The sequence below is a fragment of the Flavobacterium sp. LK-23 genome (genome assembly GCF_058135255.1).
The window spans coordinates 255260-280901 of record NZ_JBYUVT010000002.1 but is presented as its reverse complement, the minus strand read 5'-3'; the positions used below and the strand labels follow the sequence as shown (position 1 = coordinate 280901).

Here is a 25642-nt window from a genome sequence, read left to right as displayed (position 1 = left end):
AAAGGATATACATTACTCATAATACTTTGTTTTAATAGCAGGCATTTAAACGAAAATTAAAGATTTTTAAAATTTTCAATAGAGTTTAAACGGTATTGAGATGGGGAGATTGAGGTGTGATATTTGAAAAAATCACTGAAATTATGGACACTAGCGAATTCTAATTCTTCAGATATCTCAAAAATTGTCTGCTGCAGGTCTTCCAGCAGAATTTTTGCTTCGATTATAACTGCTTCATTAATAAAATCTTTAGCTGTCTTGCCTGTGGTATCCTTTATTATTTTACTTAAATAGGCAGGAGTGATAAAAAGGGCTCCCGCATAAAATTTTACCTGATGCTGTTTTCTGCAGTGAATGGATAAAATGGTTAAAAACTGTATAGTGAGGTTTTCTTTTCGGGAAAAATTCAGCATGATTCCTGAAGTATATTTTGAATATATAATTTTTAATTCGTAGAGAAACAGATTAAAGCTGATGCGCTGCAGATCATTAATATATCCATTGTTTTTACTGTCTTTATTTACAAAGTAAATCAGCTTGTAGATCATGGACAGAACCAGATAATCCTTATCTTCAAGATTTATTCTTAAAGGTTCTTTTCGGACTAAAAAGTAAAAGGAATCCACCAGTTCTTTTCGAAGGGTGTTTTTAAATGCAAAATCGGAGGAAAATGTAATAATATAAAGTTGCAGCTTATCTTCTATTTCCATTAACGTGCAGAAGGAGTTTTTGGGAATAATCAGTAAATCATGTGCCGTTAAATCCTGCACAATTTCTTTGAGCTTAATTTTAAACCTGCCCGACTTAATAAGCAGTATGGACAGATTGCTGGAGAGAAATGACTCATTTCTGTCTGTTTTAACAATATATTTTTTTATGATATGAATGTCTAATCCCTCGACTAACTGGTCTTTAAGTTCAATATTTATTATATCTTTTATCATGGTATTTTTAACTTAAGGAGTTAAATCAGTTTTTTATTTAGGGCTTATCGGTAAATTTCTTTTTTATTGCTGTATAGAATAAATAATAGAGGTTCAGAAGCGTGGAAATGTAAAACAGATAGGCCAGTCCCCTTGTCCGCATGGATTTTTTTTCTCCGCTTAGTAAAAAGCCGGTTATTTCATCATAGCTGAATAGGACTATGATGAAATACAGGCTGGCAAGATTAAATATGACCAGAATTATATAAAATATGGTGAACGGTTTTATTTTAGGCATGATCATTTTAACCTTAATTTGTTATTATTTGATGTAACTGCCGAGAAGTGCAATTATTGAGGTGAGTGCAGATTCTTTTACGGTAAAAAGAGTTTTGGCCGGCCTGCTGCCCACAGATGTTTCCCAGTCCCTGTCTTTTCTTTCTTCAGCCGAATAAAGAGAATATCGTGAAATAGAGGCGACCGTCAGGATAGTTTCGGTTTCATCCAGATCCAGAATGCTGTCTGTTAGAATATTAGATTCGTAATCCGTAATATAATTGTAGGTGATACTGAATTCTTCCTGCCTTTGAATAATGAGATTTTGAAGAAAATCAATCAGGCTGGCTTTGGCATAAGTCCCCAGCGTGCTTCCCTGGATAATGAGAATCATATTATTATCGGGATCTTCCATAATAGACTCTACTATTTCATCTGTAAATTCTATCAATCGGCTGTTTTTGAGGCTTTTTGTTATTGGTGTTTCAGTAATGAAATTGATCTGGTCAGCGAGTTCTGAATAAGAATCTGGAATTTTGTTTTTTTCGTAAAAAGCATTGAGCTTCTCGTAAATTTCTTTTCCTTTTTTATCGTAAGGGTTATGAATGTTTTCAGCCAGCTGATACTTTTTCTCTGCCAGCGGCTCACTTTCAGCTGCACTGAAATCAGAATCGGAAGAGCATGAAATAAGAAATAGTGAAACTGTGATGCATAATAAAATAGTTTTCATGATTTGGTTTGTTTGAAAGTGAATGAGAATTGCTTCTCAGTTCTTTTCATCCGGATAAGCAGAACTTTTATCCAGCACCCTGCTGGACTTTTTTTGCTTTTGAATTCATGACAAAGCTATTGGGCTCAAATATTGAAAACAACCCTATATCTGTGGATTTTCGGTATTTATGGTATGGATTTTCCGAAAATCCATACATCATTTTTTGTTAATAAGTGTTTGTAATACAGTTGTTTGTGTTATTTTTGGGTTAAGGTAAAGTAAAATTATTCCGATAGCTGTGAGGAAGTGCTTCGGGATTATTCCAGGCGCATTATCCCCTAAATATATGTATCATGAATAAACAGAATTTACTTGTATTGCTTTTAATTTTCTCCAATTATGCATTTACGCAGCAGTCCCGTTTTAGTATTCCTGACTCATTAAAACACAAAAGTTATGGATACTTGGATGACAGGATTTATGGACTTAGGAGAGACAGTTCCAGGGCGGCTGTTTACCTGTTCACCTATATCAGTAAAGCGAAAAATGAGAAAAACTGGAAGCAGCTGGTTAACGGATACCAGAACCTGCTGCATGAGTCTCCTGATAAACTTCGGCCGGCTTATGCTGACAGCATGATATATGCTGCCAGGAAGTCTAATGATGATGCCCTGATCGGATCTGCATATTTATCCAAAGGGATAGTATTTTATGGACGGAAGGATCAGGAAAAAGCGATGGATAACTATCTTATTGCCAACAGCTATATTTCTAGAACAGATGACGCTTACCAGAAATATAAAGTAAAATATCAGATCGCTTTGACCAAGCTTTACATTGGTTTTTATGAAGAGGCAATTTCACTTCTTCGCGAGTGCGTAGACTATTACAAGGACCGGAACGCACGGCCATATTTAAACTCGCTTCATACCCTTGGGCTCTGCTACAATAAAAACGGCAATTTTGGACTCTGCACCGAGACAAATAAATTAGGGCTTGATGAATGCCAAAGGCTAAATATTCTGGAAATGGTTCCCTATTTTGTCCATTCGCAGGGAATTAACGAGTTCTTTTTGAAAAATTACTCTAAGTCGATAAAAGACATCGAATCATCGCTGGACGCAGTTAAAAAGAATCATGATTTTGCAAACGAAGCAATCGGGAATTTTTATATTGGCAGGAGCTATTGGGCACTAAACAGGAAGGAAAAAGCTGCCGGGTATTTTCAGATAGTGGATAAAATTTTCAAGGAGAAAAACTATCTCCGCCCGGATCTGCGGCAGTCTTTTGAATTATTGATAAACTATTACAGGCAGAAGAAAGATTTAAATTCACAATTGTATTATATTGACCAGCTTTTGAAGGCGGACACTCTGCTGGTGGAAACCAATAGATATATAGTCGGTAAGATCCACAAACAGTATGATACCAAAGAGCTGGTGCAGGAAAAAGAAAATCTCCAACGGCAGAGCGAGGATCTAAAAGAGAAATTGCAAAGGGAAAAAAACTACGATATTATTTCTCTCATAGTATTTTTATTTATGCTGATTATCATTACAGTGCTTACGTATCGCTATTACAGGAACAGAAGGCTTTACAAAAAGCGTTTTGAAGAGTATATCACAAAGTTAGAGCAGAATAAAAATAAGCCAAAGAATAATATGGAGAGGCTGCCTGCCGCTGATATTAACAGCGGTACTGCCGCATTGATATTAAAGCAGCTGGAAAAGTTTGAAAAAGAAAATAAATTTTTAGACAGGGACTGGAAGCAGGGAAGCCTTGCAGCCTATTTTAACTCCAACTCAAATTATCTGGCGGGCATCATTAAGCAGTATAGGGGAAAAAGTTTTTCCGAGTATATAAACGGTCTTAGGATTGACTATATAATAGCACTTCTGCAAAACGAAAAGAAATACAGGAGTTATTCCAATGATGCTTTAGCCCAGGAAGCCGGGTTCAGCTCCACCCAGCGTTTTGCCAATGCGTTTTTAGCTAAAATGGGAATGCCTGCAGTCTATTTCGTTGATCAGATGAAAAAGAATAATTATGAGGCATAGGATTAGTATTTTATTGTTAAGTTTTTATTTTTGCCTCGTAATTTTAAAAAACAGAAAATATGAAAGATTTATTGGTGAAAATTAATGCTGAGATTGATACTTTTAAAACGGAATCCGATTCGCTTGCTGAAAAAGGAGTGAAAGCGGCGGGAGCAAGAGCCCGCAAGGCTTCTTTGGAAATTGAAAAGCTTTTAAAAGAGTTTAGAAAAGTTTCTATTGAGGAGTCTAAGAAATAATTATCGCTTTTGGCGTCTTGCTGAGAGTAAAAGGTGGAATAATGGGGCTTTTTGGCCCCATTGTTTTTTATTATTGTGTGGGCAGCTTCTCCCGCTTTGTGCTGCAATCTTTTGTGCCGAACTCCGGCATAAAAGGATTTCCGCTTCAATCGGGGCTGGAAAAAAAATCTACTTTTTTTATAAGCGTTTAAATATAGCACATTGTTGGTATCTTTTATATGTAGTTTTTATTTAAATCCGAATAGTTCCGTCTCTTTAGAATCAATTATTCCTTGTTTGTGTAGTATTTTTGGTATATGTATCTATCCGTATTGAGATTAAGCGGTTTCTATTTGATATTGGCAACTAATTAATAATTCCAATTAATTTGGGTTTGCTTTTCAAATCAAAATTATCTATATAGCATAGACCACATCCACTGATTCCAAATAAATCAGGTCTAAAACTAATTGATTTAGATTTCAGATTGGGAGTGTTTTGTCGGTTATATTCTACAATTAAATTTAAATATTAATTTCTTATACTAGTTTATATTCACACATTTTGTGATACCAATTAAAGGAATTAAGTGAAAAAAATCTCTTGAATGTGATTTTTTTGACCAGCTACTTGGATATCCAAAAACTATTTAGCTCATAAAATCAACTGAAGAACGATTAATCTCGATATTTGAGGTGTCAAGAAACGAATAATCAATGCTTAAATCTTTTACAGATTGATTGCACAAAATTAAAATTGCCACATCTAATTCATCAGATTTTAGATTTTTTTTTGGATCATTTTTAATAATTCTGCCGACAGGTTTTATTAATGTTTTACCTTCTTCGATTGGTATGGATAATTTTTCAAAATTATCAAAGGCTTGAGCAAGTTAAGGATACGACTATTCATGGCTAAATGAAAATGTTATTCCCTCTAAATTAACAAATGGCTACATAGGTGTGTTGCTGGCAGGCTCTTTTTTATTGATGCTCGTTTCTTTCGTCAATTTTTGTTTAAGTTATTTATTAGCCAAATAAGTTGCCTTGATGAAAAGTTGTCTTGACTTTAGCTGTCGACTTATTTTTCATTATTTCTGCTACTGTTTCGGATATATTATCTTGAGTTATGATTGTAATGTCTTTCTGTTCTTTTATTAGATCTCTGTTCAAATCAAACATTGGATTGCTTGCGTCATTTCCTTCATCATACATTACGGCTCTCGGAATGTCATAGTCTTTTGCATAACCCATTGCTAATCGTGCTCCGCTGTCAAGTTTTTGTCCAAACATTTTCCATCGTTCAGCAGAATTTTGAGCATAACTAGACGCTAAAACAATTGTGTCGCAAAACAATGCTTGTAGGCGGTCTCTTTCTTTATAGCGGCTGCTTAATTCCATTGGACTTTTGAAATCAGTACCGTATTCCGTAATAAGTAGTCCGCCTTCTTCTACAATTTGATATGCTAACCCTCTGTTTCTCGCTGGCAAAATGTTGGTTAATGGACTTGGTAAAATTGCAACTGTGTTTCCATTAGAATCTAGTGCTTGCTGGTGAGAAATACTGTCACAACCTAAGGCCAAACCACTTACTATTGTCGCACCATCTTTTACAAATTGAGCAACAATATTTCGTTCACGTTCTTCGATATTGCCTTCTGGATTTAGAAGTCCAATTACAGAAATGTTTTTATTGTCAATACTTAACAAGTTGATGTTTCCTTTGTAATATAAAAAAACAGGTTGTTCGCTTTCTTTTACATTTCCACGATGTTGTGGAAAATTTGGATCACCTAATGCAACAAAGCCATCACAGCAATCTTGAAATTTTTCTACAAGTTTTTTTTCAAAATTATTTTTTAAGCCCTCAAATTCTTCTATGTTTGTTGGTTCTCCTTTAATTGTTTTGTTTAGTAAAGACACAATTGCTTCAACACTTTCGTTGCCTTTCAAATTTTTCACAATCCAAGCATTGCCAATTCCTTTGTAAGATTTGGAAGTTAGAATATTTAATGAGTTATCTGTATATATCATAATTACAAAGTTACTAATTTCTTAATACCGTTTTTCCAATAGAGTAAAAAGTAACAGATTTAGCTCCTTTGTCAAGTAATGCTTGAATGGCATCTTCATCAATGTTTACACTCTTAGTATATAAATCATCAATTAGTAAAATGTCTTTACCTGTTATTTGTTTAGAAATTGTGCAGGTATCTTTTGTAATTCCAGGATATGGTAAATTTCCGTCTCCCCCTTCACCATTTCTATCTAAATGCGTTGTTCTTGTGTTTTTATGACGAATAATGTATTTTGTTCCATTGTCAAAATTCTGCAACTTATCTACAACTTGACTAACTATTTCTCTGAATAAAAGTTGGTCTTGTCTGTAATGACTTTCTGCTTTTGAACGTGGAATAACACAGACAGTAAGATTACTTTTTTTCGTTGTTTGTAAAATTTGAGGTAATTCTTCATGTAAAATCTTACTAAGTTGAAGTGCAACACTTTGTATTCGGTCAGCAAATGGGTCAACATCATTTTTTAGAGTCCAAATCATATTTTCTATTGTATTTTTTATCTCCCACGCACCTCCACTATTATAATCAGAGTGATAAAACGCAATAGTATCCTGATTAAGAAAATTCCCAACTAACCTAATTTCATCAGAATCATTGACAAAAAAGCCTGTGTTGGCAACTCTTCCTCTTCGTTTTTTGCCAATTATCCTTTGGAAATTGTTTGCTTTTTCTTCTGGGATATTATACCATTGCTCTTCCGATAAAATTGTAAAACTTTTCATTTCTTATAGATATTTTGGGTTAATAATTGAAATACCTGCTTTTTGAGCGTCAGCAATTTCGCTGTCTTCATTTTCAAAAACGATAACAAAATTGGGCGTAACGCCCAATTTTAAAATTGCGTTTTCAAATTTGTTTACTTTTTTTTCATTATCTCCAAACTCTCTATAAAATATGTCGCTAAACTTGTCTTCTAGCCCGAAATGCCTTAATGTTGCCATTGCTCTGTCTTTTCGGCAATTTGTAACCAAAACAGTTTTGTTTGTTTTTGAATACTTGAAAAGTATTTCTTTATTTTTTGTGATTAATTTGGTTTTGTGTAGAAAGTCGTTATAGTATACTTCTTTTTCTTGGATTATTTTTTCGTATTCAGTCTCTGTCAAGTTTGGAAGAGTGTGTTTGAGAATACTGCGGTTAAAACGTCTGTTGGAATTGTAGGTCAGGTCGTAGTCTGACTCTGTTACCAAAAGAATCGCTTTCTTATAAGAAAGAAAATTGGCAAGGTTTGTATCAACCAATGTTCCATCCATATCAAAGAATAAAACCATGTCAGCCATAATTTTATAGTGGATGTTTTGTTTTACTTCATTTGATTCTTCCATTTTTTAGCTCTGTTTTATTTGTTCGGTTTGTTATTACACTTACCGCCAAATCATTTATATAGGCAATGAAATTAATTAGATAAGTACTATTTTGAATGGCTTTATGCCATTGCCTAAATTTCAAAATCAAACATACAAAGCTACTTTTGTTTTGTTTTACGGTTTTCCATAATCTGAATATAAATATGTGACAAAATAATTCTTTTAACAATAAATAGAAAACAGTATATATACCTGTTTTTAATTTTTCGTGGAACATAAAAAAAGATGCCATCAGGCATCTTGAAATTATAAGTTTAGAAGATAAGAACTTGCTTGTATTAAAAAAGAGCAACGATTAATAAGAATATAATAGAGGTCAAAATTATTATGAAAGTCAACATAATCAGTGTTTTTTCAACTAATGTGATTATCCAGCTCTGCTCATAATTTTGGAATTGCTGCAATCCTCCAAAACCTCTTCGTTTGAATCTACGTTTGTTAATTGCATATCGAATGGTAAAGCAGATCATTAAAACTATAACTGCTGTAGTAATTACGGTAAAATCTGATTTATCAAAATTCATAATAATCAAATTATATAGGTAATCGTTATGGATTTTTAATAAAATAAAAAGATTTAGCTTATCCTCTTTTAAATATTAAAAAGATTTAATCTTTGCCTAGATCAAATTTGAAATCGAATAACTCTTTGGGAGATATTTCCAAACCTTTGGCTATTGATAAAATTGTACCCATTGAAGCACCATGTTCACCATTTAAAACACGATAAACTTGCTTAGGCTCTATTTTTCCAACTGATGCTATAGTCATTACATCTTTATTATGTTGTAATAATAATTTTTGTAAGTTTTCTCCAAAAGCTATAAAATATTTTTGCCTAATCTCTTTCATATAGTGAAATTGAGACAATTGGGATAAAAAAAATTGTCAAATTTGACAATTTTGTGATATTTTTTTTATATTTGACCTGTGAAAGCATATTTAGACTAAAAAATTAAATAGGTTTTATTAATTTTGCGACTCTTCAATAAAAATATTTGAAGCATTCGCTTTGAATCTCGAACAGAAAACTGGCGTTTTTTAAACCACGAGAGGATAAGTAAGATGCTCACGTCATTGGCGTGGGCTCACTTATTGTGGTTGGTGCCGCCAGTACCTCTGTTCGATAAGCTGAGTTTAAACCCACGCCTCCTTTTTAGGACGGTTAGCCGTTTTCTCTTCTTTTTTCTTAGCATTTGTTTCTTTTCAGCTCTCGCGAAAAATCCAAAGTTTAATTTGAAAATTATTTTTTATTGTAAAAAGACCAGAACTTAAAATTATGCTCATTAAGCAGTTTACTTAATACATAAAAAAATGGCCCTCTACTGCAGCGACCAAACTAGAGCAGAGGACCTTAGCTAATCAAATCCATATTTAACTAACCAATCCCAATATTATGAATTATTCTTCATTTTACAAGGATGGGAAGGCACTTTATTGCATAATTTTTTCGTGCATTCTACTGTCATTTTCATCTTCATTTGCCGGAAGTCTGGGCCGGTATTCTAAGTTTTCTATTCAAGAAATAAAAATCCAAGGAACCATCACCGATGGAAACTCTCCGCTGCCTGGAGTCTCCATCGCGGTTAAAGGCAGGGCAGGAGCAGCTACGATTACAGATTACAGCGGGCAGTATGCGATAGCTGCAGAATCAGGCGATACCCTTGTAGTTTCTTTCATCGGTTTCAAAAAGGCTTTTATCCCAGTACAGGGCAGAAGCAGAATCGATATTGCACTGCAATACGATACCACTACATTGCAGGAAGTAAAGGTAAATGCAGGTTATTATTCCGTAAAAGAAAGTGAGCGTACGGGGAGTATTGCACGGATTACCTCTAAAGATATTGAAACGCAGCCAGTGACCAACGTTCTGGCCACCATGCAGGGAAGAATGGCTGGAGTAAGTGTGACGCAGACTACAGGCGTTCCGGGCGGAGGTTTTGATATAAAGATCCGCGGTCAGAACAGTCTCAGGTCCGATGCCAATGCCCCCCTTTATATTATTGATGGAGTGCCCTACGCCTCTGCACCGATAGGCTATATTCAGACAGCTACAACTTACCCTACCGTAACAAGCCCTTTAAACAGCATCAATCCAGATAATATCCAAAGTATTGAAATTTTGAAGGATGCAGACGCAACGGCTATTTATGGATCACGCGGCGCAAATGGAGTAGTTCTGATCACCACAAAAAAGGGGAAAGCAGGAAAGACTGCTTTTACAGTGCAGGCCTCAACAGGAACAGGTAATGTTACAAAATTTATGGATCTCATGAATACGGAGCAATACCTAAGCATGCGCCGCCAGGCCTATAAAAATGACAACATAAATACTTACCCTGCAAATGCTTATGATATTAATGGAACGTGGGATCAAAACCGATATACCGACTGGCAGAAAGAACTGATTGGGGGCACGGCCCTAATAAATACGCTTTCAGGTTCCGTTTCAGGAGGATCTCAGAAAACACAGTTTATATTATCCGGGAATTATTACACCGAATCCACCGTGTTTGTGGGAGATTCGCGCTACAAAAAAGGCGGCAGCCAGTTTAGCCTAAACCATCAGTCAGATAATGGAAAATTCCGCCTTACCTTTTCGGCAGGATATAATGTTCAGGATAATAAACTCCCTGCACTTGATTTCACAACAGATGCCCGCAATCTTGCCCCTAATGCCCCGGGGCTCTACAATGCTGATGGTAGCCTTAACTGGGCAAACAAAACATGGAATAACCCTCTTCGAAACCTCAATGCCGAATTCAAATCTAAAACCAATGACTTTGTATCGAATGCAGTATTGTCTTATGAATTGATTCCCAACCTTTATATTAAAAGCAATTTTGGTTTTACAAATCTTTCCACAACCGAAACCAGAACCTCGCCTTCAACGATCTATAACCCTGCAAATAACATTACAAGTGCAAGATCGAGCATCTATGTAAATAACACGACTCGTTCATCATGGATTGTTGAACCGCAGGCAAATTATTCCAGGGAAATCGGAAATGGAAATCTGGAAGTCTTATTGGGCGCAACTTTTCAAAGCCAGACCTCTGCAAGTTTATATCAGACAGGCAACGGATTTGCGTCCAATAGCCTTATCTATAATCTTGCGGCCGCTTCCTACGTCACAATTCTTCTCAATGATGAAACCCAGTATCGTTATCAGGCACTCTTTGGAAGAGTGAACTATACCTTGCAGCAGAAGTATATTTTGAACCTTACCGCGAGGCGCGACGGCTCAAGCCGTTTTGGTCCGGGGAACCAGTTTGCGGTATTCGGTGCCGTCGGCGCAGCCTGGCTTTTTTCAAAAGAAAATTTCTTAAAGAACAGTTCTTGGATAAGCTTTGGCAAAATTCGTTCCAGTTACGGAACTACAGGAAACGATCAGATTGGAGACTATCAGTATTCTGACACCTACACGGTCTCCGCGTCCGCATATAACGGAACTGCTGGCTTACAGCCGACAAGATTGTTCAATAAGGATTTCGGCTGGGAGATAAATAAAAAATTCGAGGCCGCTCTGGAACTGGGTTTTCTTCAGGACAGGATTTTTACAACCGCCTCGTGGTACCAGAACCGGTCATCTAATCAGCTTACAGGTATGCCAATTGCAGCAACTACAGGTTTTACCCTCCTTCAGGGCAATTTGGACGCAGTGGTTGAAAATAAAGGCTTGGAGCTGACCTTAAGGACTGTCAACATTAATTCAGGAAGTTTTAACTGGACAACCAGTTTTAATCTAACTTTTGCGAAAAATAAATTAATCCGCTTTCCGGGGCTGGAGAGTTCCTCCTACAGCCAGCAGTACAGGATTGGAGAACCTTTGAATATTAAGCTTTTATATCAGTACGATGGCATAGATCCCCAGTCTGGCATCTACCAGTTTAAGGATCTTAATGGTGACGGAGAAATATCATTCCCAGACGATCAGCAGATTACATCGGATTTTAATCCGAAGTATTATGGAGGATTACAGAACCAGTTTTCGTACAAGCAGTGGAAACTTGACTTTCTATTTCAGTTTGTCAGCCAAAAAAACAGGGCTTATTTGAATGGCATTCCGGGACAGATGCTCAATCAGCCCTCAAGAATGACCGATAGCTGGACTGGCATTGATGATCAGGCGCAGTATCAGCTCTATTCGACGGGTACCAACAGCGCTGTTGTAAATTCTAATTACTATTACTCCAGAAGTACGGCAAGTGTGGAAGATGCGTCCTATATACGCCTTAAAAACATTGCACTTACTTATGATCTTCTCCTGCCGATAAAAGATATGCAGTGCAGAATAATGATGCAGGGACAGAACCTGCTCACTTTTACAAAATTCAAGGACGGAGACCCTGAGTTTACAACTTCAGGATATCTGCCTCCCTTAAGAATACTAACTGCCGGCGTTCAGCTGACATTTTAAATCAGAAAAAAATGAGAATAATGCTAAAAACATCCAGAATATTTCTGCCATCACTGCTGGCACTTATTATGCTCTCATGTGATTCTTTCACAGAGGTAAATCTACCCAAATCGCAGATGACTAGCGAGGGCGTATTTAATGACTTTGCTACTGCAGATGCAGCGCTCACCGATATTTACGCAAAATTGAGGGATACAGGTTTGCTTACAGGATCCAACACTGGCCTTTCAATTCAGCTTGGTAATTATACAGATGAACTTATTGCATTTGGAAGCCCGACAAGCACTACGGTAAGTTTCTTTAATAACGCAGTCCTCCCTTCAAGTTCCAATATATCGGATTACTGGAATTCATCATACAATCAGATTTATGCCGCCAATTCCGTACTTGAAGGTACAGTGGCAAGTACATCTATTTCGGCAGAAAATAAGTTAAAGCTCCAGGGTGAATCATTATTTATAAGAGCTCTGATCCATTTCTATCTGGTTAACATTTTTGGAGGAGTACCTTATGTTACAACAACAGATTACGCTACTAACAGTTTCCCTGTACGACAGAGTGTGGATGATGTATATAAAAATGTTACAGCGGATCTGCTAAAATCCGTAGAACTGCTCTCCGATAGCTATAGCAGCACAGAGAGAATCCGTCCAAACAGGTTCACCATTAAAGCTTTACTTGCCAGGGTTTATCTCTACAGGGGATTATTCGCAGAGGCGTCAAACGAAGCTTCTGCAGTATTAAACCAAAGCGACTTATACACCCTTAATCCAAACATAAACCAGGTATTTTTAATCGGTTCTAAGGAAACAATATGGCAGCTAAAACCCGCTGTTGCCGGACAGAATACTAAAGAGGGAACCACATTTATATTTTTGATAGCTCCTCCGACCCTAACCTGCATTAACCCTGTTTTATACAATTCTTTTGTCTCTTCAGACCTTCGCAGAACAAACTGGATTAAAGAGGTAAAAAATGGAAACGACTCATATTATCATCCCAACAAGTACAAAGAACAGACTTTTACTGCCACATCAAAGGAATACTCCATTGTTTTTAGAGCTGCTGAACAATATCTTATAAGATCGGAAGCCCGCGCACAGCAGGGAGATTTAATAGGTGCGAAAGAAGACCTCGATAAAATAAGGCAGCGTGCAGGTCTTCCCAATACAACCGCACTATCTAAGGAAGAAATCCTTTTAGCTGTGCAGGAAGAGAGAAAATGGGAATTTTTCACAGAACATGGACACCGATTCTTTGACTTAAAGAGAGCCAAGAGCATTGATAATGTGCTTTCCGCTGTTAAGCACGGTTGGGACAGTACAGACAGCCTGCTTCCCATTCCACAAAGTGAACTAAGTGCAAATCCAAACCTGCGACCTCAAAATGCAGGCTATTAAATCAATTTTATGACAACTAATTATAATATTACTGCTTATTGCAGCAGTATACGACAGACTCTGCTAGAGACTATTTTTTTACTTTTTTTATTTATTTTGCCATTAGTAGTCTGTCCCCTATGGGGACAGACAGGGCAAAAAAGAAAGCTTTCTGCGGAGAATTACAATAAGTGGGGCCGTCTGCTTCTTGAAAAAGTTTCTCAGGATGAACTCTGGATAAGCTATAAAATGCTTTATGACAGCAGTTCTGACTCACTTTTTGTCAGAGGCATTGAAAACAATAAAATCTATCGCTTTGCAGAAGTAAAAAAATCCGCATTTACAGCAGGAGGGTTTGTCTGTTTAACGGGCGGAAACCTGCATCTTCTTAATCTGGCACGGGACAAAAGTGAAATCATACAGTCAGTAAAACAGTTTGAACATCTTAGTTCTTTGGATTATGTTTTAATACTGAAATCTGGGGGAGAAAAAAAACAGACATTGATAATAAGGACTCTTGAGGGCAGAATAATCGACAGTATTGCCAATGTTGTAAGTTTTTCTGTTAGTCCTGATGAAAATAAACTGATTTTTACTGAGGCATCCAGTGATAAAATGGTTTTAATGCTGATGGATTTAAAGAAGAATTCTAAAAAGAAAACAGTTTATGAAAACGCATCATCATTCACTAATTTTACATGGAGTAAAAATAGTAAAGCTTTCGCTTTTAATAGCAGGCCTAAGGGAGAATTAAAGTGTTTACTGCATTATTGTCTTGCGGATTTAATTAAACTTTATACAATTGCATCCGACAGGCTTCATTTTGATAAGGAAGCTTTTATAACAGATCATCAGAAGAGGAATCTTTCAATTGCAGATGATGGCAGCAGGGTCTTTTTCAATTATAAATATGACGATAATGAAAATATACCTTCGAGTTCAGGTACTGAAATATGGAATGGTAATGATAAAAGGGTCTATCTTGAGAAAAAAGTAAACGGAGATTTTAAAACTACCGTAAAAACAGCGGTATGGAATCCTTTTTCAAATAAAGTTTTTCCTTTAACTTCGTCTGAGCTTCCAAAACTTTTTTTAAGTGCAGATCAGAAGCATGCACTGCTTTATAATCCGGAAGCTTATGAGCCGCAATGGGAAAGGGACAGTCCCATTGATTTATTTTTAATCGATACTCATTCAGGAGAGAAAAAAAAAAGTATTGAGAAACAGTCTGCCGATCTGGGGGCAACTTTGGTTTCTCCTACAGGAAAATATGTCGCCTATTTCAAAGACAGGAATTGGTGGATCTATAATATTAAGACAGATACACATACCAATATTACTAAGAATATAGATTCGAGCTTCAGTGGCAAAGAAGAGCAGTTAGTACCTGAAAGTGTATATGGAATTGCCGGATGGAGTCTCCAGGATAAAGAAATTTTAATTTATGACCAGTTTGACATTTGGGCGGTGAAATGTGACGGATCTTCTTATAAAAGACTCACAAGGGGAAGGGAGAAAAGGATTAAATTTACCATAACGGAATTGTTAAATCTTCCATTACTGCGATATGCTGATAATGTTCCTTTGACTTATAACTATGACATTGAAAAAGAGCTGCTTCTAAGGGCTGAAGGTTATGACGGAATGACTGGCTGGTTCAAATGGAATCCTGGGTCGGAAGAAGAAGCAATCGTTTATAAAAAGAGATTTACAGATCAGCTTTATTATAATCCAAAAAATCAAAAATTAATTTTTACGGAACAGGATTATAATGTTGCACCACGGATTGTTTTAAGATCAAAAGAAGGAAGTGAAAAGCTTGTTTTTCAGAGCAATCCGCAGCAGTGGGACTTTCTCTGGGGGTATTCTCAAATGATATATTATCAAAATTCACAAGGTAGATACCTGCGGGGCGTGCTGATATATCCTGCTGATTACAATCCCGACAAGAAATATCCTATGATTGTCCATATATACGAAGAGCTGCACCAAAGGATACATAAATATGTTAACCCGTCACTGTTAAACAGCACTGGTTTTAACTATACGACGGCATCATTGGAAGGGTATTTTGTATTTCTTCCTGATATTATTGCTGAACCTGGAAAGCCGGGTGCAGCCTTAACAGATTGTATTAAAGCGGCAATTGGAAAAGTAATTGAGATGAATGTTATAGATCCTAAAAGGATTGGATTGATTGGGCATTCTTTCGGAGGCTACGAATCTTCGTACCTCATTACCCAGACCAATCTCTTCGCAGCCGCAGTTGCAGGAAACGGGATTTCAGATCTGGCTACTATGTATTTAACGGTAAGCCGAACCTCGGGAAAACCGGATATGTGGAGATTCGGAAGCACTACCTGGATGATAGGAAAAACGCTCATGGAAGCCCCGCATCTTTATCAGCTTAATTCGGCTGTCTACAATGCGGAAAAAGTTAAAACCCCTCTGCTTTTATGGGCTGGAAAAGAAGACAGGCAGGTTGACATGCGACAAAGCATGGAGTATTATCTGGCGCTGCGACGACTGGGAAAAAAAACAATTATGCTTTTATATCCGGATGAGGATCATGTTCTTGTGCGTGAAGAGAACCAGAAGGATTTGACTACCCGCATATTGCAGTGGTTTGACTTTAATTTGAAGGATGACTCTACTGTTGAATGGGTAAAAGAAGGATTGAAGTAGTCTCAAAAAAACAATGCAGTTCTAAGCGGAACTGCATTGCTCATTTAACACGTTAAAATTTAATTCTAAGGCTGAAATAGGGTAACATTACAGTTCCCCTGGTCGTCAAGGCCATAGGCGGTCTGACCGTCACTGTGTTTACAGATTGGATTGGGCTCTGTGTTGCATTGAACCGGAACGTTACAGATGTCATTATTATCAAGAACATAACCTAATTGTGGTGCGGCACTGTCTGCCTTCTGCATAGAAGTAGTTACGAATGCCCCTGCGGTACCCAGAACAGCAACTGCAATGGGAACCATGTTTTTAAAAAAATTACTTTTCATGACTTTAAATATTAAATTAAATATCCGACTTACTTTTTTCTACAGGTTTTCAGTCTTCATACCTGATAGTGGCCACTATATCTTGACTGTCATTTTTCTTTTATTTTGACAGAATTAATTTCATTTTTTAGTAAATCCCGCAGTCTGTAAATCCCCAATTTATTTTCCATTATCGCATAAAGGCGGTCTGAGGTTACATAAAAAGAATTCAGTTTTTTGTCATCGATTTTGTAAAGGGCAAAACTCATCAGATAGGCTTTGCGATCCAGATCATAAACATCGATTATATAGGCCTGTTTCCAGAGTTTTTCGCTTTCAAAACGACCCGAAACCTTTGAGTTTATGAAAAATAAATTCTCACATATTGCTGCGTGGGCATTGACCGTAATTGCAGGTGCAGACAGTTTTCTTTCTGTATTATTTTTAAGTCGTGCAACTTTTATCTTTGCTCTGGTTGTTGTATCAATGGTATGTCCACTGAATTCCAAATCTGCATTACTGCTTATTGCGATATACTCATTGCGATAGTAGTATGTATAAACCGCCCTTTTTGTTTTGTCATCAAACACAAGAATACCGTCTGTATCAAAAATACCGTCTATCTGCTTTTTTAAAAGACCTGCATTATATATTACTTTTGGATTATCTCTTTCATTAAATATCCCTAAGGAATGTTCTGCATTTTTTCCGTTGCTTGACCTGAGAATAACTTTTGTTTGGTCAACAGGCTCCGCTAAAGTAAAATATGAAAGTCCCTTCAATTCTTTCCTTACATTCCAGTCTGAGGTTGACCCCGAATAAACTGCTGGCACGGTGCCATCCATTAAATAAAATAATGAATCCCTGACACTAACCCTTACAGATAAAAAGCGGACATCTTTAGAATCAAATTTGATTTTAAATGTATTCTTTACTTTAGATTTTTTATCAAAAGCCGTTAAGTGAAGGGGGCTGCTGTAATTCCCCAAATATATTTTTTTCTTGTCTTCCCCTGCAAAATAATAAGAGTTGTATTTCAGATTTATAATGGTATCCTCAACAATGGGATGTTTGGGAAAGCGTCTAATAAATGGATTTTTATAGTGCATGATCTGTTCCGAGGAAAGAAACAGAACAATGATTATTATTACGCTGAATATCATATTTGATGTAATGTAAAACCATTTTTTTTTCTGTTGGTATGATTGCCATTTGAAGTTTTGGAAGATGAAAGCATTAATATAGAGGTCAGGGCAATTCCTACAAAAAACAAATTGAAAATAAGGTGGACATTCCAACTCATTTTTTCTAAAATTCCCCCACAGGAGCAGGGCACAAAAGAACTGAAGTGGAGCATTATAAAGATATAAGATGAGAACATCGTCATCAGGCATAAGCAGACATGTAATCCACTAGTTCGGAATTTAGGAACAACTAACATTAATGAAATTAATAATTCAATAGCGATAATCATATAAGATATCCAAATGGCATAGGAACTTAGTAATGGAGACTGTCCAAGCTGAACCTGAAAATTTTCGAAATCAAGAAGCTTGGTAATCGCTGCATAAGTAAATAATAATACAAAAAGTAGCGATGTTGTTTCTATGAAAGTATTCTTTAAACTGACTTGTAATTTCATAACTTGAAAAATTGCATTTTCTTTTTCGGTTTTGAGAAGATGGAAAAGAAAAAATGATGTACAAATTTAGAAGCATGATTTTATAAAACTGTTATTAAAATCAAGCCAAAAGTTCTGAAAATCAAGCTAATTTTATTTGGGACTGTAATGTAAAAAGTGTCCATATAAATATTAGTACTTTATGGACACTTTAGTGCATTTTGAAATAATAGATTATTACTTAAATGCCTGGCTTAAAGTCTGAAGTTTTTGATTCAGCTCCACCAGACTTGCTTTTTGAAGACATTCCTCCGAGATGTTTTTCAAATCCGTTAAACTTTCTTCTGAAACAATTCCCATAAGATTTGAATCGTCTTTTTCCAACAGCAGTCCCTGTTCGATAAAATAACTAAGCAACAGTACATTTTTTCGTGAAATTTTCAAATCAATCTTCACCATCTCACTCATGCCGGGGATACTTAAAACCGTATCAAATACCTTGGCAACATCACTTTTTGTAATCATAATTGCACCATTTTAAATTAATATTCAACTGTGGTAAAGGTAATGAGCATATTGCTGATTCTCATGGACATAATATAACCATGATAGGCTTAATCCAAAGCGCTTAATTAATTTAGCCGGATAAATGAGATAGTGATAATCTGATCTGGTTCGATTCTTCAAATATCTCAAAGATTGCCTCGTTCCTGCAATCGGCCAGATGTCCGGTTGTTAAACAACCGAAACTGCTGCTCTTTACTCGGAACTCGTGAGCAGTGAAACTGAAAGAAGAAAAAGAGTTTGAAATTAATGAAAATGAGAGAAGATGGAAAAGGAAAATTCAAACAGAACGCGTATTGTAGGTCTGCGTTTTACGCCTGCAGAATATGCAAGAATTGAACGTAAATGGAAGGCTACAACCTGTCGCAAATTAAGTGAATATATTCGCAAACATTTGTTTGATAAACCCATCACAACTAATTACCGCAATCAATCCCTGGATGAATTTATGTTCGAGATTATCAGACTCAGAACTGAGCTTAAAGCCTTGGGAAACAACTTTAATCAGGCAGTAAAAAAGCTCCATACACTGCAGCAGATTCCGGAATTTAAAACCTGGATTATCAATCATGAACTGGAGCGAAGGATACTTTTTAATAAGGTAGAAGAGATAAATAAATATATTGAGAAAATCTCCCGAAAATGGTTGCAGTAATTAAGACTGGAACTTCAATGCACAACATTTTCAACTATAATGAAAATAAGGTAAAACAAGGTGCAGCGGAGTGCATAGGCGAAGGGAATTATCCTCTTGAAGTGGATAAAATGAGCATCACTATGAAGCTCAGCAGACTACTCAATCAAAATACTTTAAATGAGAATGTAACGCGGAATAGCGTGCATATTTCCCTGAATTTTGATCCCTCTGAAACCTCATTAACCAACGAAAAATTAATGCAGATCGCAGATGCCTATATGCAGAAAATTGGTTTTGGCGCGCAGCCTTATCTGGTATACCGCCACTATGATGCTGGACACCCGCACATTCATCTGGTGTCTATAAAGGTAGAGCAGGACGGAAGCAGGATCGACATGCACAATATTGGCAGGAACCAGTCTGAAACAGCCCGTAAAGAAATAGAGAAGATGTTCTCTTTAGTGGCCGCACAGGGGCGTAAAAACAATATTGATAAAGTTCTTAAGCCTATCAATGTTCAGAAGGTTTCATACGGAAAGATGCAGTCAAAAAAAGCGATTGCAGCAGTGCTTAACGGAGTGCTTTCAACCTATAAATATTCAAGTCTTTCCGAGCTTAATGCAGTGCTGAAACTCTACAATGTTTTTGCTGACAGGGGATCTGAAGACTCAAGGATTTTTAAGGCAGAAGGATTAGTGTACCGAATACTTGATAGTGATGGAAAACCTATCGGGGTTCCTATTAAAGCCAGTGACTTTTATAATAAACCGACCCTTAAATTTTTAGAGCAAAAATTTATATCCGCCGGTAGTGGAAGTGTATCGATGAAAATCAGGATAAAGAATGCCGTGGACCTGGCGCTTCTTAATAAAAGCATTTCATTTTCCGAGCTGGGAAAACTGCTCGAAAAAGAAGGAATTAATATTATTTCAAGAAAAAGTGCTGCCGGGATGATTTACGGTATCACCTATGTGGATCATACTACAAAATGTGTATTTAATGGAAGCGTTTTAGGCAGGCAGTACAGCGCAAAGGCAGTACAGGAACGCTGTAATTTAATGGGTAAAACTCTGCAGGGTTCCGATAAGGACATAAACATAAAATCCAAAGCTGAATTAATGGGAAACATATCGAATAAAGATTTATTAGAAATTAGTAAAACTGATGGTTTTGATACTGCCCTGGCTAAAGTTTTGGATGTATTGACCCGGATGGAATCCGCGCAGGCTGACCTGCCCAATCAGCTTAAAGCGAAACGCAGGAAGAAAAAAAGAAAAGGGCAGTCAGACAATCAATAAAAAATTAATATCATGGGAATGCAGACAGGAGAAAATGAACAGGCACTGAGAAAAATATTGGATATGACAAGGCTCATAGGGGTTATCATTCTGGTAATTCACTTTTACTATTATTGTTATTCTGCCTTCGAGCAGTGGCAGCTGGTAAGTGAGTTTACCGATAAAATTTTAGGCGGTATTTGTCGTGCAGGGCTATTTGATAATTTTCATAAATCGAAATTTTTTGCCCTCGGATTTCTCGTGATTTCGCTTCTTGGTGCAAAGGGTAGAAAAAATGAAAAGATCAGTTACAAAGTTGCTTTTGCTTATTGTATTTCTGGAATGCTTATTTATTTTATAAGTTATTTTGCGCTTTTGTTATTTTCATTGCAGACACATAAAGCAATAGTTTATATTGTAATTACTTCGACTGGATTTCTTATCATGCTTTCCGGCGGGACAATGCTTTCTCGGATTATAAAAAAAACGCTGAACAGCAAGGACATTTTCAATAAGCTCAATGAGACCTTTCCACAGGAAGAAAGACTGTTGGAGAATGAATATTCTATTAACCTCCCCGCCAGATATTATCTAAAAGATAAACTGCGAAACAGCTGGATAAATATTATAAATCCATTCAGGGCGCTGATGGTTCTGGGCACTCCGGGATCAGGTAAATCTTATTTTGTGATCCGCCACGTTATTACACAGCATATAAAAAAAGGCTTCAGTATGTTTGTTTATGATTTTAAATATGATGACCTCTCAAAAATTGTCTATAATACTTTTGAAAATAATAAACAGGCGTATAAAATTCTGCCCAAATGTTACTTTATAAATTTTGATAATATTATGCACAGGTGCAATCCGCTGGACCCTCAGAGCATGGAAGATATAACCGATGCTTCGGAATCAGCCAGGACTATTTTAATGGGGCTCAACAGGGAGTGGATTAAAAGGCAGGGTGACTTTTTTGTTGAGTCTCCAATCAATTTTTTATCGGCCGTAATATGGTATCTCAGAAAGTATAAGGATGGCGAATTCTGTACCCTGCCTCATGTAATTGAACTCATGCAGATGGATTATGACAGTCTCTTTACGCTTCTTCGGACAGAGAAAGAAATTGAAGTACTGATAAATCCGTTTATTAATGCTTATATCCAGGAAGCCACAGACCAGCTTGAGGGGCAGATTGCTACAGCGAAAATCGCCATGGCAAGGCTTTCCTCCCCGCAGTTATACTATGTTTTATCAGGAAATGATTTCACTTTGGACATCAATAATCCCGAGGAACCTAAGATTGTCTGCATGGGAAACAACCCCCAGAAAATACAGATATATGGGGCCGTATTATCGCTTTATGTGAACAGGCTTGTAAAGCTGGTAAACAAAAAAGGCAAAATGAAATCAAGTCTCATCTTCGATGAATTCCCAACAATATATCTCAACAATATGGACAGTTTAATTGCTACTGCGAGAAGCAACAAAGTGGCAACCTGTCTGGGTATTCAGGACTTTACCCAGCTCCGCAAGGACTATGGGCGGGAACAAGCAGATGTTATTATGAATATCGTCGGAAATATAATAAGCGGACAGGTTACAGGAGATACTTCCAAACAATTATCAGAGCGATTCGGAAAAATTATGCAGGACAGGGAAAGCCTGTCGATCAACAGCGCCGACACTTCAATCAGCCGTTCAAAACAATTGGAATCTGCAGTCCCGCCCTCGAAAATATCAGGGCTTAGTTCAGGGGAATTTGTGGGCATGGTGGCCGATGATCCGGATTGTAAAATTGAACTCAAAACCTTTCATAACGAAATTATAAATGACCATGAAGCGCTGAGAAAAGAGATGAAAAATTATAACGAAATACCTCCAGTTCGAAAACTTGACAATTCAATGATCCAGCGTAATTACCTTCAGATAAAACAGGATGTTCAGGATATAATTCATTCAGAAATGGAGAGGTTGTTAAATGATCCTGGGCTACTTTATTTGATTATAAAGAAATAATAGAGTAAAAAAGGGATATAGAAAAGAGAATAGTGACAAGAAATATTATATTTGCGTAGCTTCATATTTTGTACAGTAAAATAACATAACGTATAGTTTATTATTTAATTTAATATTAAACGAAATGAGTTTAAAAGTTACAGTTAAAAATAAATTACGAGTTTAAATATAACAAAATATAACACATCCAATAATAATAATAATAATAATAATAATAATAATAATAATAATAATAATAATAATAAGATTAAATAAGCTAAAATATGCTTTCAACAGATATAAAATCAAAAATTAATAGACTTTGGGATATGTTTTGGGCTGGCGGAATGGCTAATCCTATTACAGCACTGGAACAGATTTCTTATCTATTATTTATGAGAAGAATCGAAGATGTAGGTTTAGTTCATGATGACAGGTATAAATGGAGTGTTTATACTAAATTAGATTACTACAAATCAGACTTGCCAAAACATATGAAAGAGGTCTTTGAGTATGTTAAAACTATTCAATCTGAACATGAACCTTTTACAAAGGCAATGGAAGGAGCAAATTTCGATATGACCAAACCTTCACTTTTAGAGGCTGCGATAGAGTTGATAGATAAAATTTATGAAGAAGTAGATATTGAAAGAGCTAATGGGCAACATTTTCAAGATACTTTAGGTGATTTTTATGAACTTATTTTAAGACAAACTAGTGAAGCAGGGAAAAATGGTCAGTTCCGAACCCCGCGTCATATAATACAATTGATGTGTGAATTAATACAACCTTCTATTAATGATAAAATCTGTGATGTTACATCGGGCACATCTGGCTTTTTAGTAGGTGCCTACCAATATATTATTTCTCAAAACTCTAAAGATAATGCTCAAATAGATGAGAATGGTTTTGAAAGAAGAACTTCAGGTGATATGATTGAGGTAGGCTCTGAACGGGAAGATAAACTCACAAAGGATACTTTTTTTGGTTATGATATTGATGCGACAATGATTAGGTTGGGTATGATGAATCTTTTGATGCATAATATTAAAGAACCAAAAATCACACATATTGACTCTCTTTCTCAAAAGTTTGACGATGAGGAAAAAGATGTGAAATATTCTATAATTCTTGCAAATCCACCATTTACAGGACGAATTGATAGTACCGAGACAAGCTTAGTTTTAAATAGAAATTACATCCCTAAGTATGACAAAGAAGGTAAGCGAGTAAAACAAACAATTCAATCAGAGATATTATTTTTAGAGCGTATTATACAATTGTTAAGTATTGATGGAAAGGCTGCTGTAATTGTTCCAGAGGGGGTATTGTTTGGTTCTGCAAAAGCACCTACTAGGATTAGAGAGATATTGCTAAAAGATTGCCAACTAGATGCTGTAATATCATTACCAAGTGGCGTATTCATGCCCTATACAGGGGTAAAAACATCAATTCTAATTTTTACAAAGAAAGAATTTGGTAGTGAAATATTTCATACCCAAAAAGTTTGGTTTTATGGTTTAGAATCTGATGGTTATAGTTTAGACGCAAATCGAAAACCTCTTAAAGAAAAAACACTTCCTAATTTGGTAAATGATTTTCATTCAAGGGATAATTCCTCCAATGAAGATCGCACAAATATCTACTTTGATATTCCAATAGATGAAATTATTGAAAAAAATTATCAATTAAGTTTCAATCAATATAAAACTTTTGTTTACGAAGAGGAAGACTTTCAAGATCCAAAAGTTTTACTAACACAGCTTTTAGATCTAGAAAAAGATATTTTTAAAGGTATGGAGGAAATTTTAAAGCTAATCGATTGATGACGTACAAAATAAAAGATAAGTTTACATTCTTGGCTAAATCTTCACTTTTAGCTAAAGAGGGAGAAAAAAAGGGGTTCTTTCCATTTTATACCTCTAGTACAACTCAAGACAAATATCGGAATGATTATTTGTATGAAGGTGAATGTATTATTTTAGGTACGGGGGGGAGTCCCAGTGTTCATTTTCAAGAAGGTAGATTCTCTGTTTCTTCTCATTGTTTCGTTCTCCAAAGTAACTCAAATGAATATTCTGCGAAATTCTTATATTATTATTTACAAGGAAATATTTATCTTTTAGAACAAGGCTTTAAGGGGGCTGGTCTTTTAAATATTTCAAAAACTTATATTGAAAATATTGAAATTCCTTCTTTTGATTTAGAGATTCAAAAAAAGATAATTGCTAAATTAGATAAAATCCAAGCCCTTATAAATAAGCGCAAGGAGACGATAGTTCTTATTGACAAAATTCAAAGAGCAACTTTTTTAAGTATGTTTGGTGATCCAATATTAAATTCATTTGGATGGGATATTAAATTACTTGGAGATCCAATTGTAAGTAAGCTGGAAAGAGGTCGATTTTCCATAAGACCACGAAATGACCCTTCCTATTTTGGAGGTGATTTTCCATTTATACAAACCGGAGACATTAGAGAAAGTAATCATAGGCTTTCTAAATTTAAGCAAACTCTAAACGAAAGAGGAATTAGAGAAAGTAAAAAATTTAATGTTGGAGATATCGTAATCGCAATTGTTGGCGCAACTCTTGGAGCGACTGCAATTCTAAAAATAGAAACTTATGCAACAGATAGTATTATTGCTATTAAATGTAATGATTCAAATAACATATTTTTAGAAATGCTTCTACGATTTCATAGAAAAGCATTAAAAGACAGTGCTCCAAGTGCGGAAAAAGCAAATATAAATTTATCAATTCTCCGAAATTTAGAAATAATTTATCCTCCTATAGAGCTTCAAAAGAAATTTGGAATTATATCAGAACAAATCGAAAACAATAGGGACGAATTACAAAAAAGCCTTACAAATCTTGAAATGCTTTTTCAATCCATAATTCAGCGAACTTTTAGAGAAGATGGTTTAATAGAAAAAAGCGAATTAGATAAATACTTAACTGATATTGTCCTTCAAGAGGAATTAGTTGGCAGAATAAATACAAGAGATTTTGAAGTAAAAGAAGAATATGAAAGTGCCCAAAAAATTTTATTTCAATTGTTAGAAAGTTCTGGTTCTAAAATATTTCAGGTATATAATTCAAAAACAGGGAAAATTGAACTTCAAATTAAATAGTA

The 25642-nt window shown here is 35.8% G+C and carries 20 protein-coding genes; 10 read left to right on the top strand and 10 right to left on the bottom strand.

Going from position 1 to position 25642, the window contains the following annotated elements:
- Nucleotides 1–56: 56 nt before the first annotated feature.
- Together AC3Y25_RS04635 and AC3Y25_RS04630 are read right to left on the bottom strand one after the other, a co-directional pair.
- Nucleotides 57–944: a helix-turn-helix domain-containing protein gene (locus AC3Y25_RS04635; RefSeq protein WP_489901914.1), complete on the bottom strand. Its 888-nt coding sequence runs from the start codon at nucleotides 942–944 to the stop codon at nucleotides 57–59.
- Between the two features lie 301 nt (nucleotides 945–1245).
- Nucleotides 1246–1929 carry a hypothetical protein gene (locus tag AC3Y25_RS04630; RefSeq protein WP_489901913.1) on the bottom strand — a complete coding sequence of 228 codons (684 nt, stop codon included), beginning with the start codon at nucleotides 1927–1929 and terminating at the stop codon, nucleotides 1246–1248.
- Nucleotides 1930–2264: 335 nt separating this feature from the next.
- Between AC3Y25_RS04630 and AC3Y25_RS04625 the strand changes: the two genes are divergently transcribed.
- Both AC3Y25_RS04625 and AC3Y25_RS04620 read left to right on the top strand, forming a co-directional pair.
- The gene (locus AC3Y25_RS04625; protein WP_489901912.1) at nucleotides 2265–3968 is read left to right on the top strand and encodes a helix-turn-helix domain-containing protein; all 1704 of its coding nucleotides are present in this window, start codon (nucleotides 2265–2267) and stop codon (nucleotides 3966–3968) included.
- Between the two features lie 59 nt (nucleotides 3969–4027).
- On the top strand, nucleotides 4028–4204 hold the full coding sequence (locus AC3Y25_RS04620) for a histone H1 (RefSeq protein WP_290969628.1): 177 nt from the start codon (nucleotides 4028–4030) through the stop codon (nucleotides 4202–4204).
- Nucleotides 4205–5211: 1007 nt separating this feature from the next.
- Here the strand turns inward: AC3Y25_RS04620 and AC3Y25_RS04615 are convergent.
- The 4 genes from AC3Y25_RS04615 to AC3Y25_RS04600 all read right to left on the bottom strand — a co-directional run bounded on the left by AC3Y25_RS04615 (nucleotide 5212) and on the right by AC3Y25_RS04600 (nucleotide 8476).
- Nucleotides 5212–6216: a DNA-processing protein DprA gene (locus tag AC3Y25_RS04615; protein ID WP_489901911.1), complete on the bottom strand. Its 1005-nt coding sequence runs from the start codon at nucleotides 6214–6216 to the stop codon at nucleotides 5212–5214.
- Nucleotides 6217–6229: 13 nt separating this feature from the next.
- Nucleotides 6230–6982, bottom strand: a complete 753-nt coding sequence (locus AC3Y25_RS04610) for a hypothetical protein (RefSeq protein ID WP_489901910.1) — start codon at nucleotides 6980–6982, stop codon at nucleotides 6230–6232.
- 3 nt (nucleotides 6983–6985) lie between these two features.
- The gene (locus tag AC3Y25_RS04605) at nucleotides 6986–7582 is read right to left on the bottom strand and encodes an HAD hydrolase-like protein (RefSeq protein WP_489901909.1); all 597 of its coding nucleotides are present in this window, start codon (nucleotides 7580–7582) and stop codon (nucleotides 6986–6988) included.
- Between the two features lie 651 nt (nucleotides 7583–8233).
- Complete coding sequence (locus AC3Y25_RS04600; protein ID WP_489901908.1) at nucleotides 8234–8476, bottom strand: helix-turn-helix domain-containing protein; 243 nt, start codon at nucleotides 8474–8476, stop codon at nucleotides 8234–8236.
- A gap of 544 nt (nucleotides 8477–9020) precedes the next feature.
- On the opposite strand from AC3Y25_RS04600, the gene AC3Y25_RS04595 reads away from it, so the two are divergent.
- The 3 genes from AC3Y25_RS04595 to AC3Y25_RS04585 are packed head-to-tail and all read left to right on the top strand — an operon-like array spanning nucleotide 9021 to nucleotide 16108.
- Nucleotides 9021–12044 carry a SusC/RagA family TonB-linked outer membrane protein gene (locus tag AC3Y25_RS04595; RefSeq protein ID WP_489901907.1) on the top strand — a complete coding sequence of 1008 codons (3024 nt, stop codon included), beginning with the start codon at nucleotides 9021–9023 and terminating at the stop codon, nucleotides 12042–12044.
- 11 nt (nucleotides 12045–12055) lie between these two features.
- Nucleotides 12056–13444: a RagB/SusD family nutrient uptake outer membrane protein gene (locus AC3Y25_RS04590; RefSeq protein ID WP_489901906.1), complete on the top strand. Its 1389-nt coding sequence runs from the start codon at nucleotides 12056–12058 to the stop codon at nucleotides 13442–13444.
- Between the two features lie 9 nt (nucleotides 13445–13453).
- Nucleotides 13454–16108, top strand: a complete 2655-nt coding sequence (locus tag AC3Y25_RS04585) for a S9 family peptidase (protein ID WP_489901905.1) — start codon at nucleotides 13454–13456, stop codon at nucleotides 16106–16108.
- Nucleotides 16109–16173: 65 nt separating this feature from the next.
- On the opposite strand, the gene AC3Y25_RS04580 is transcribed toward AC3Y25_RS04585, so the two are convergent.
- From AC3Y25_RS04580 to AC3Y25_RS04565, 4 genes are all read right to left on the bottom strand, one after another.
- Nucleotides 16174–16434, bottom strand: a complete 261-nt coding sequence (locus AC3Y25_RS04580) for a DUF6520 family protein (RefSeq protein ID WP_489901904.1) — start codon at nucleotides 16432–16434, stop codon at nucleotides 16174–16176.
- A gap of 89 nt (nucleotides 16435–16523) precedes the next feature.
- The gene (locus AC3Y25_RS04575; protein ID WP_489901903.1) at nucleotides 16524–17576 is read right to left on the bottom strand and encodes a hypothetical protein; all 1053 of its coding nucleotides are present in this window, start codon (nucleotides 17574–17576) and stop codon (nucleotides 16524–16526) included.
- Nucleotides 17573–18055, bottom strand: coding sequence for a MauE/DoxX family redox-associated membrane protein (locus tag AC3Y25_RS04570; protein ID WP_489901902.1), 483 nt, complete (start codon nucleotides 18053–18055; stop codon nucleotides 17573–17575). The genes AC3Y25_RS04575 and AC3Y25_RS04570 overlap by 4 nt, the downstream gene beginning before the upstream one ends.
- A gap of 216 nt (nucleotides 18056–18271) precedes the next feature.
- Nucleotides 18272–18559 carry a hypothetical protein gene (locus AC3Y25_RS04565; RefSeq protein ID WP_489901901.1) on the bottom strand — a complete coding sequence of 96 codons (288 nt, stop codon included), beginning with the start codon at nucleotides 18557–18559 and terminating at the stop codon, nucleotides 18272–18274.
- Nucleotides 18560–18863: 304 nt separating this feature from the next.
- Between AC3Y25_RS04565 and AC3Y25_RS04560 the strand changes: the two genes are divergently transcribed.
- From AC3Y25_RS04560 to AC3Y25_RS04540, 5 genes are all read left to right on the top strand, one after another.
- On the top strand, nucleotides 18864–19253 hold the full coding sequence (locus AC3Y25_RS04560) for a plasmid mobilization protein (protein ID WP_489901900.1): 390 nt from the start codon (nucleotides 18864–18866) through the stop codon (nucleotides 19251–19253).
- On the top strand, nucleotides 19241–20533 hold the full coding sequence (locus tag AC3Y25_RS04555; protein WP_489901899.1) for a relaxase/mobilization nuclease domain-containing protein: 1293 nt from the start codon (nucleotides 19241–19243) through the stop codon (nucleotides 20531–20533). The genes AC3Y25_RS04560 and AC3Y25_RS04555 overlap by 13 nt, the downstream gene beginning before the upstream one ends.
- Before the next feature lie 18 nt (nucleotides 20534–20551).
- A complete protein-coding gene (gene mobC / locus AC3Y25_RS04550) occupies nucleotides 20552–22528 on the top strand; it encodes a conjugal transfer protein MobC (RefSeq protein ID WP_489902045.1) in 1977 nt (658 codons plus the stop codon).
- Between the two features lie 263 nt (nucleotides 22529–22791).
- Nucleotides 22792–24333 carry an HsdM family class I SAM-dependent methyltransferase gene (locus AC3Y25_RS04545; RefSeq protein WP_489901898.1) on the top strand — a complete coding sequence of 514 codons (1542 nt, stop codon included), beginning with the start codon at nucleotides 22792–22794 and terminating at the stop codon, nucleotides 24331–24333.
- A complete protein-coding gene (locus tag AC3Y25_RS04540; RefSeq protein WP_489901897.1) occupies nucleotides 24333–25640 on the top strand; it encodes a restriction endonuclease subunit S in 1308 nt (435 codons plus the stop codon). Before AC3Y25_RS04545 ends, AC3Y25_RS04540 begins: the two co-directional genes overlap by 1 nt.
- The last annotated feature ends 2 nt before the right edge of the window (nucleotides 25641–25642 follow it).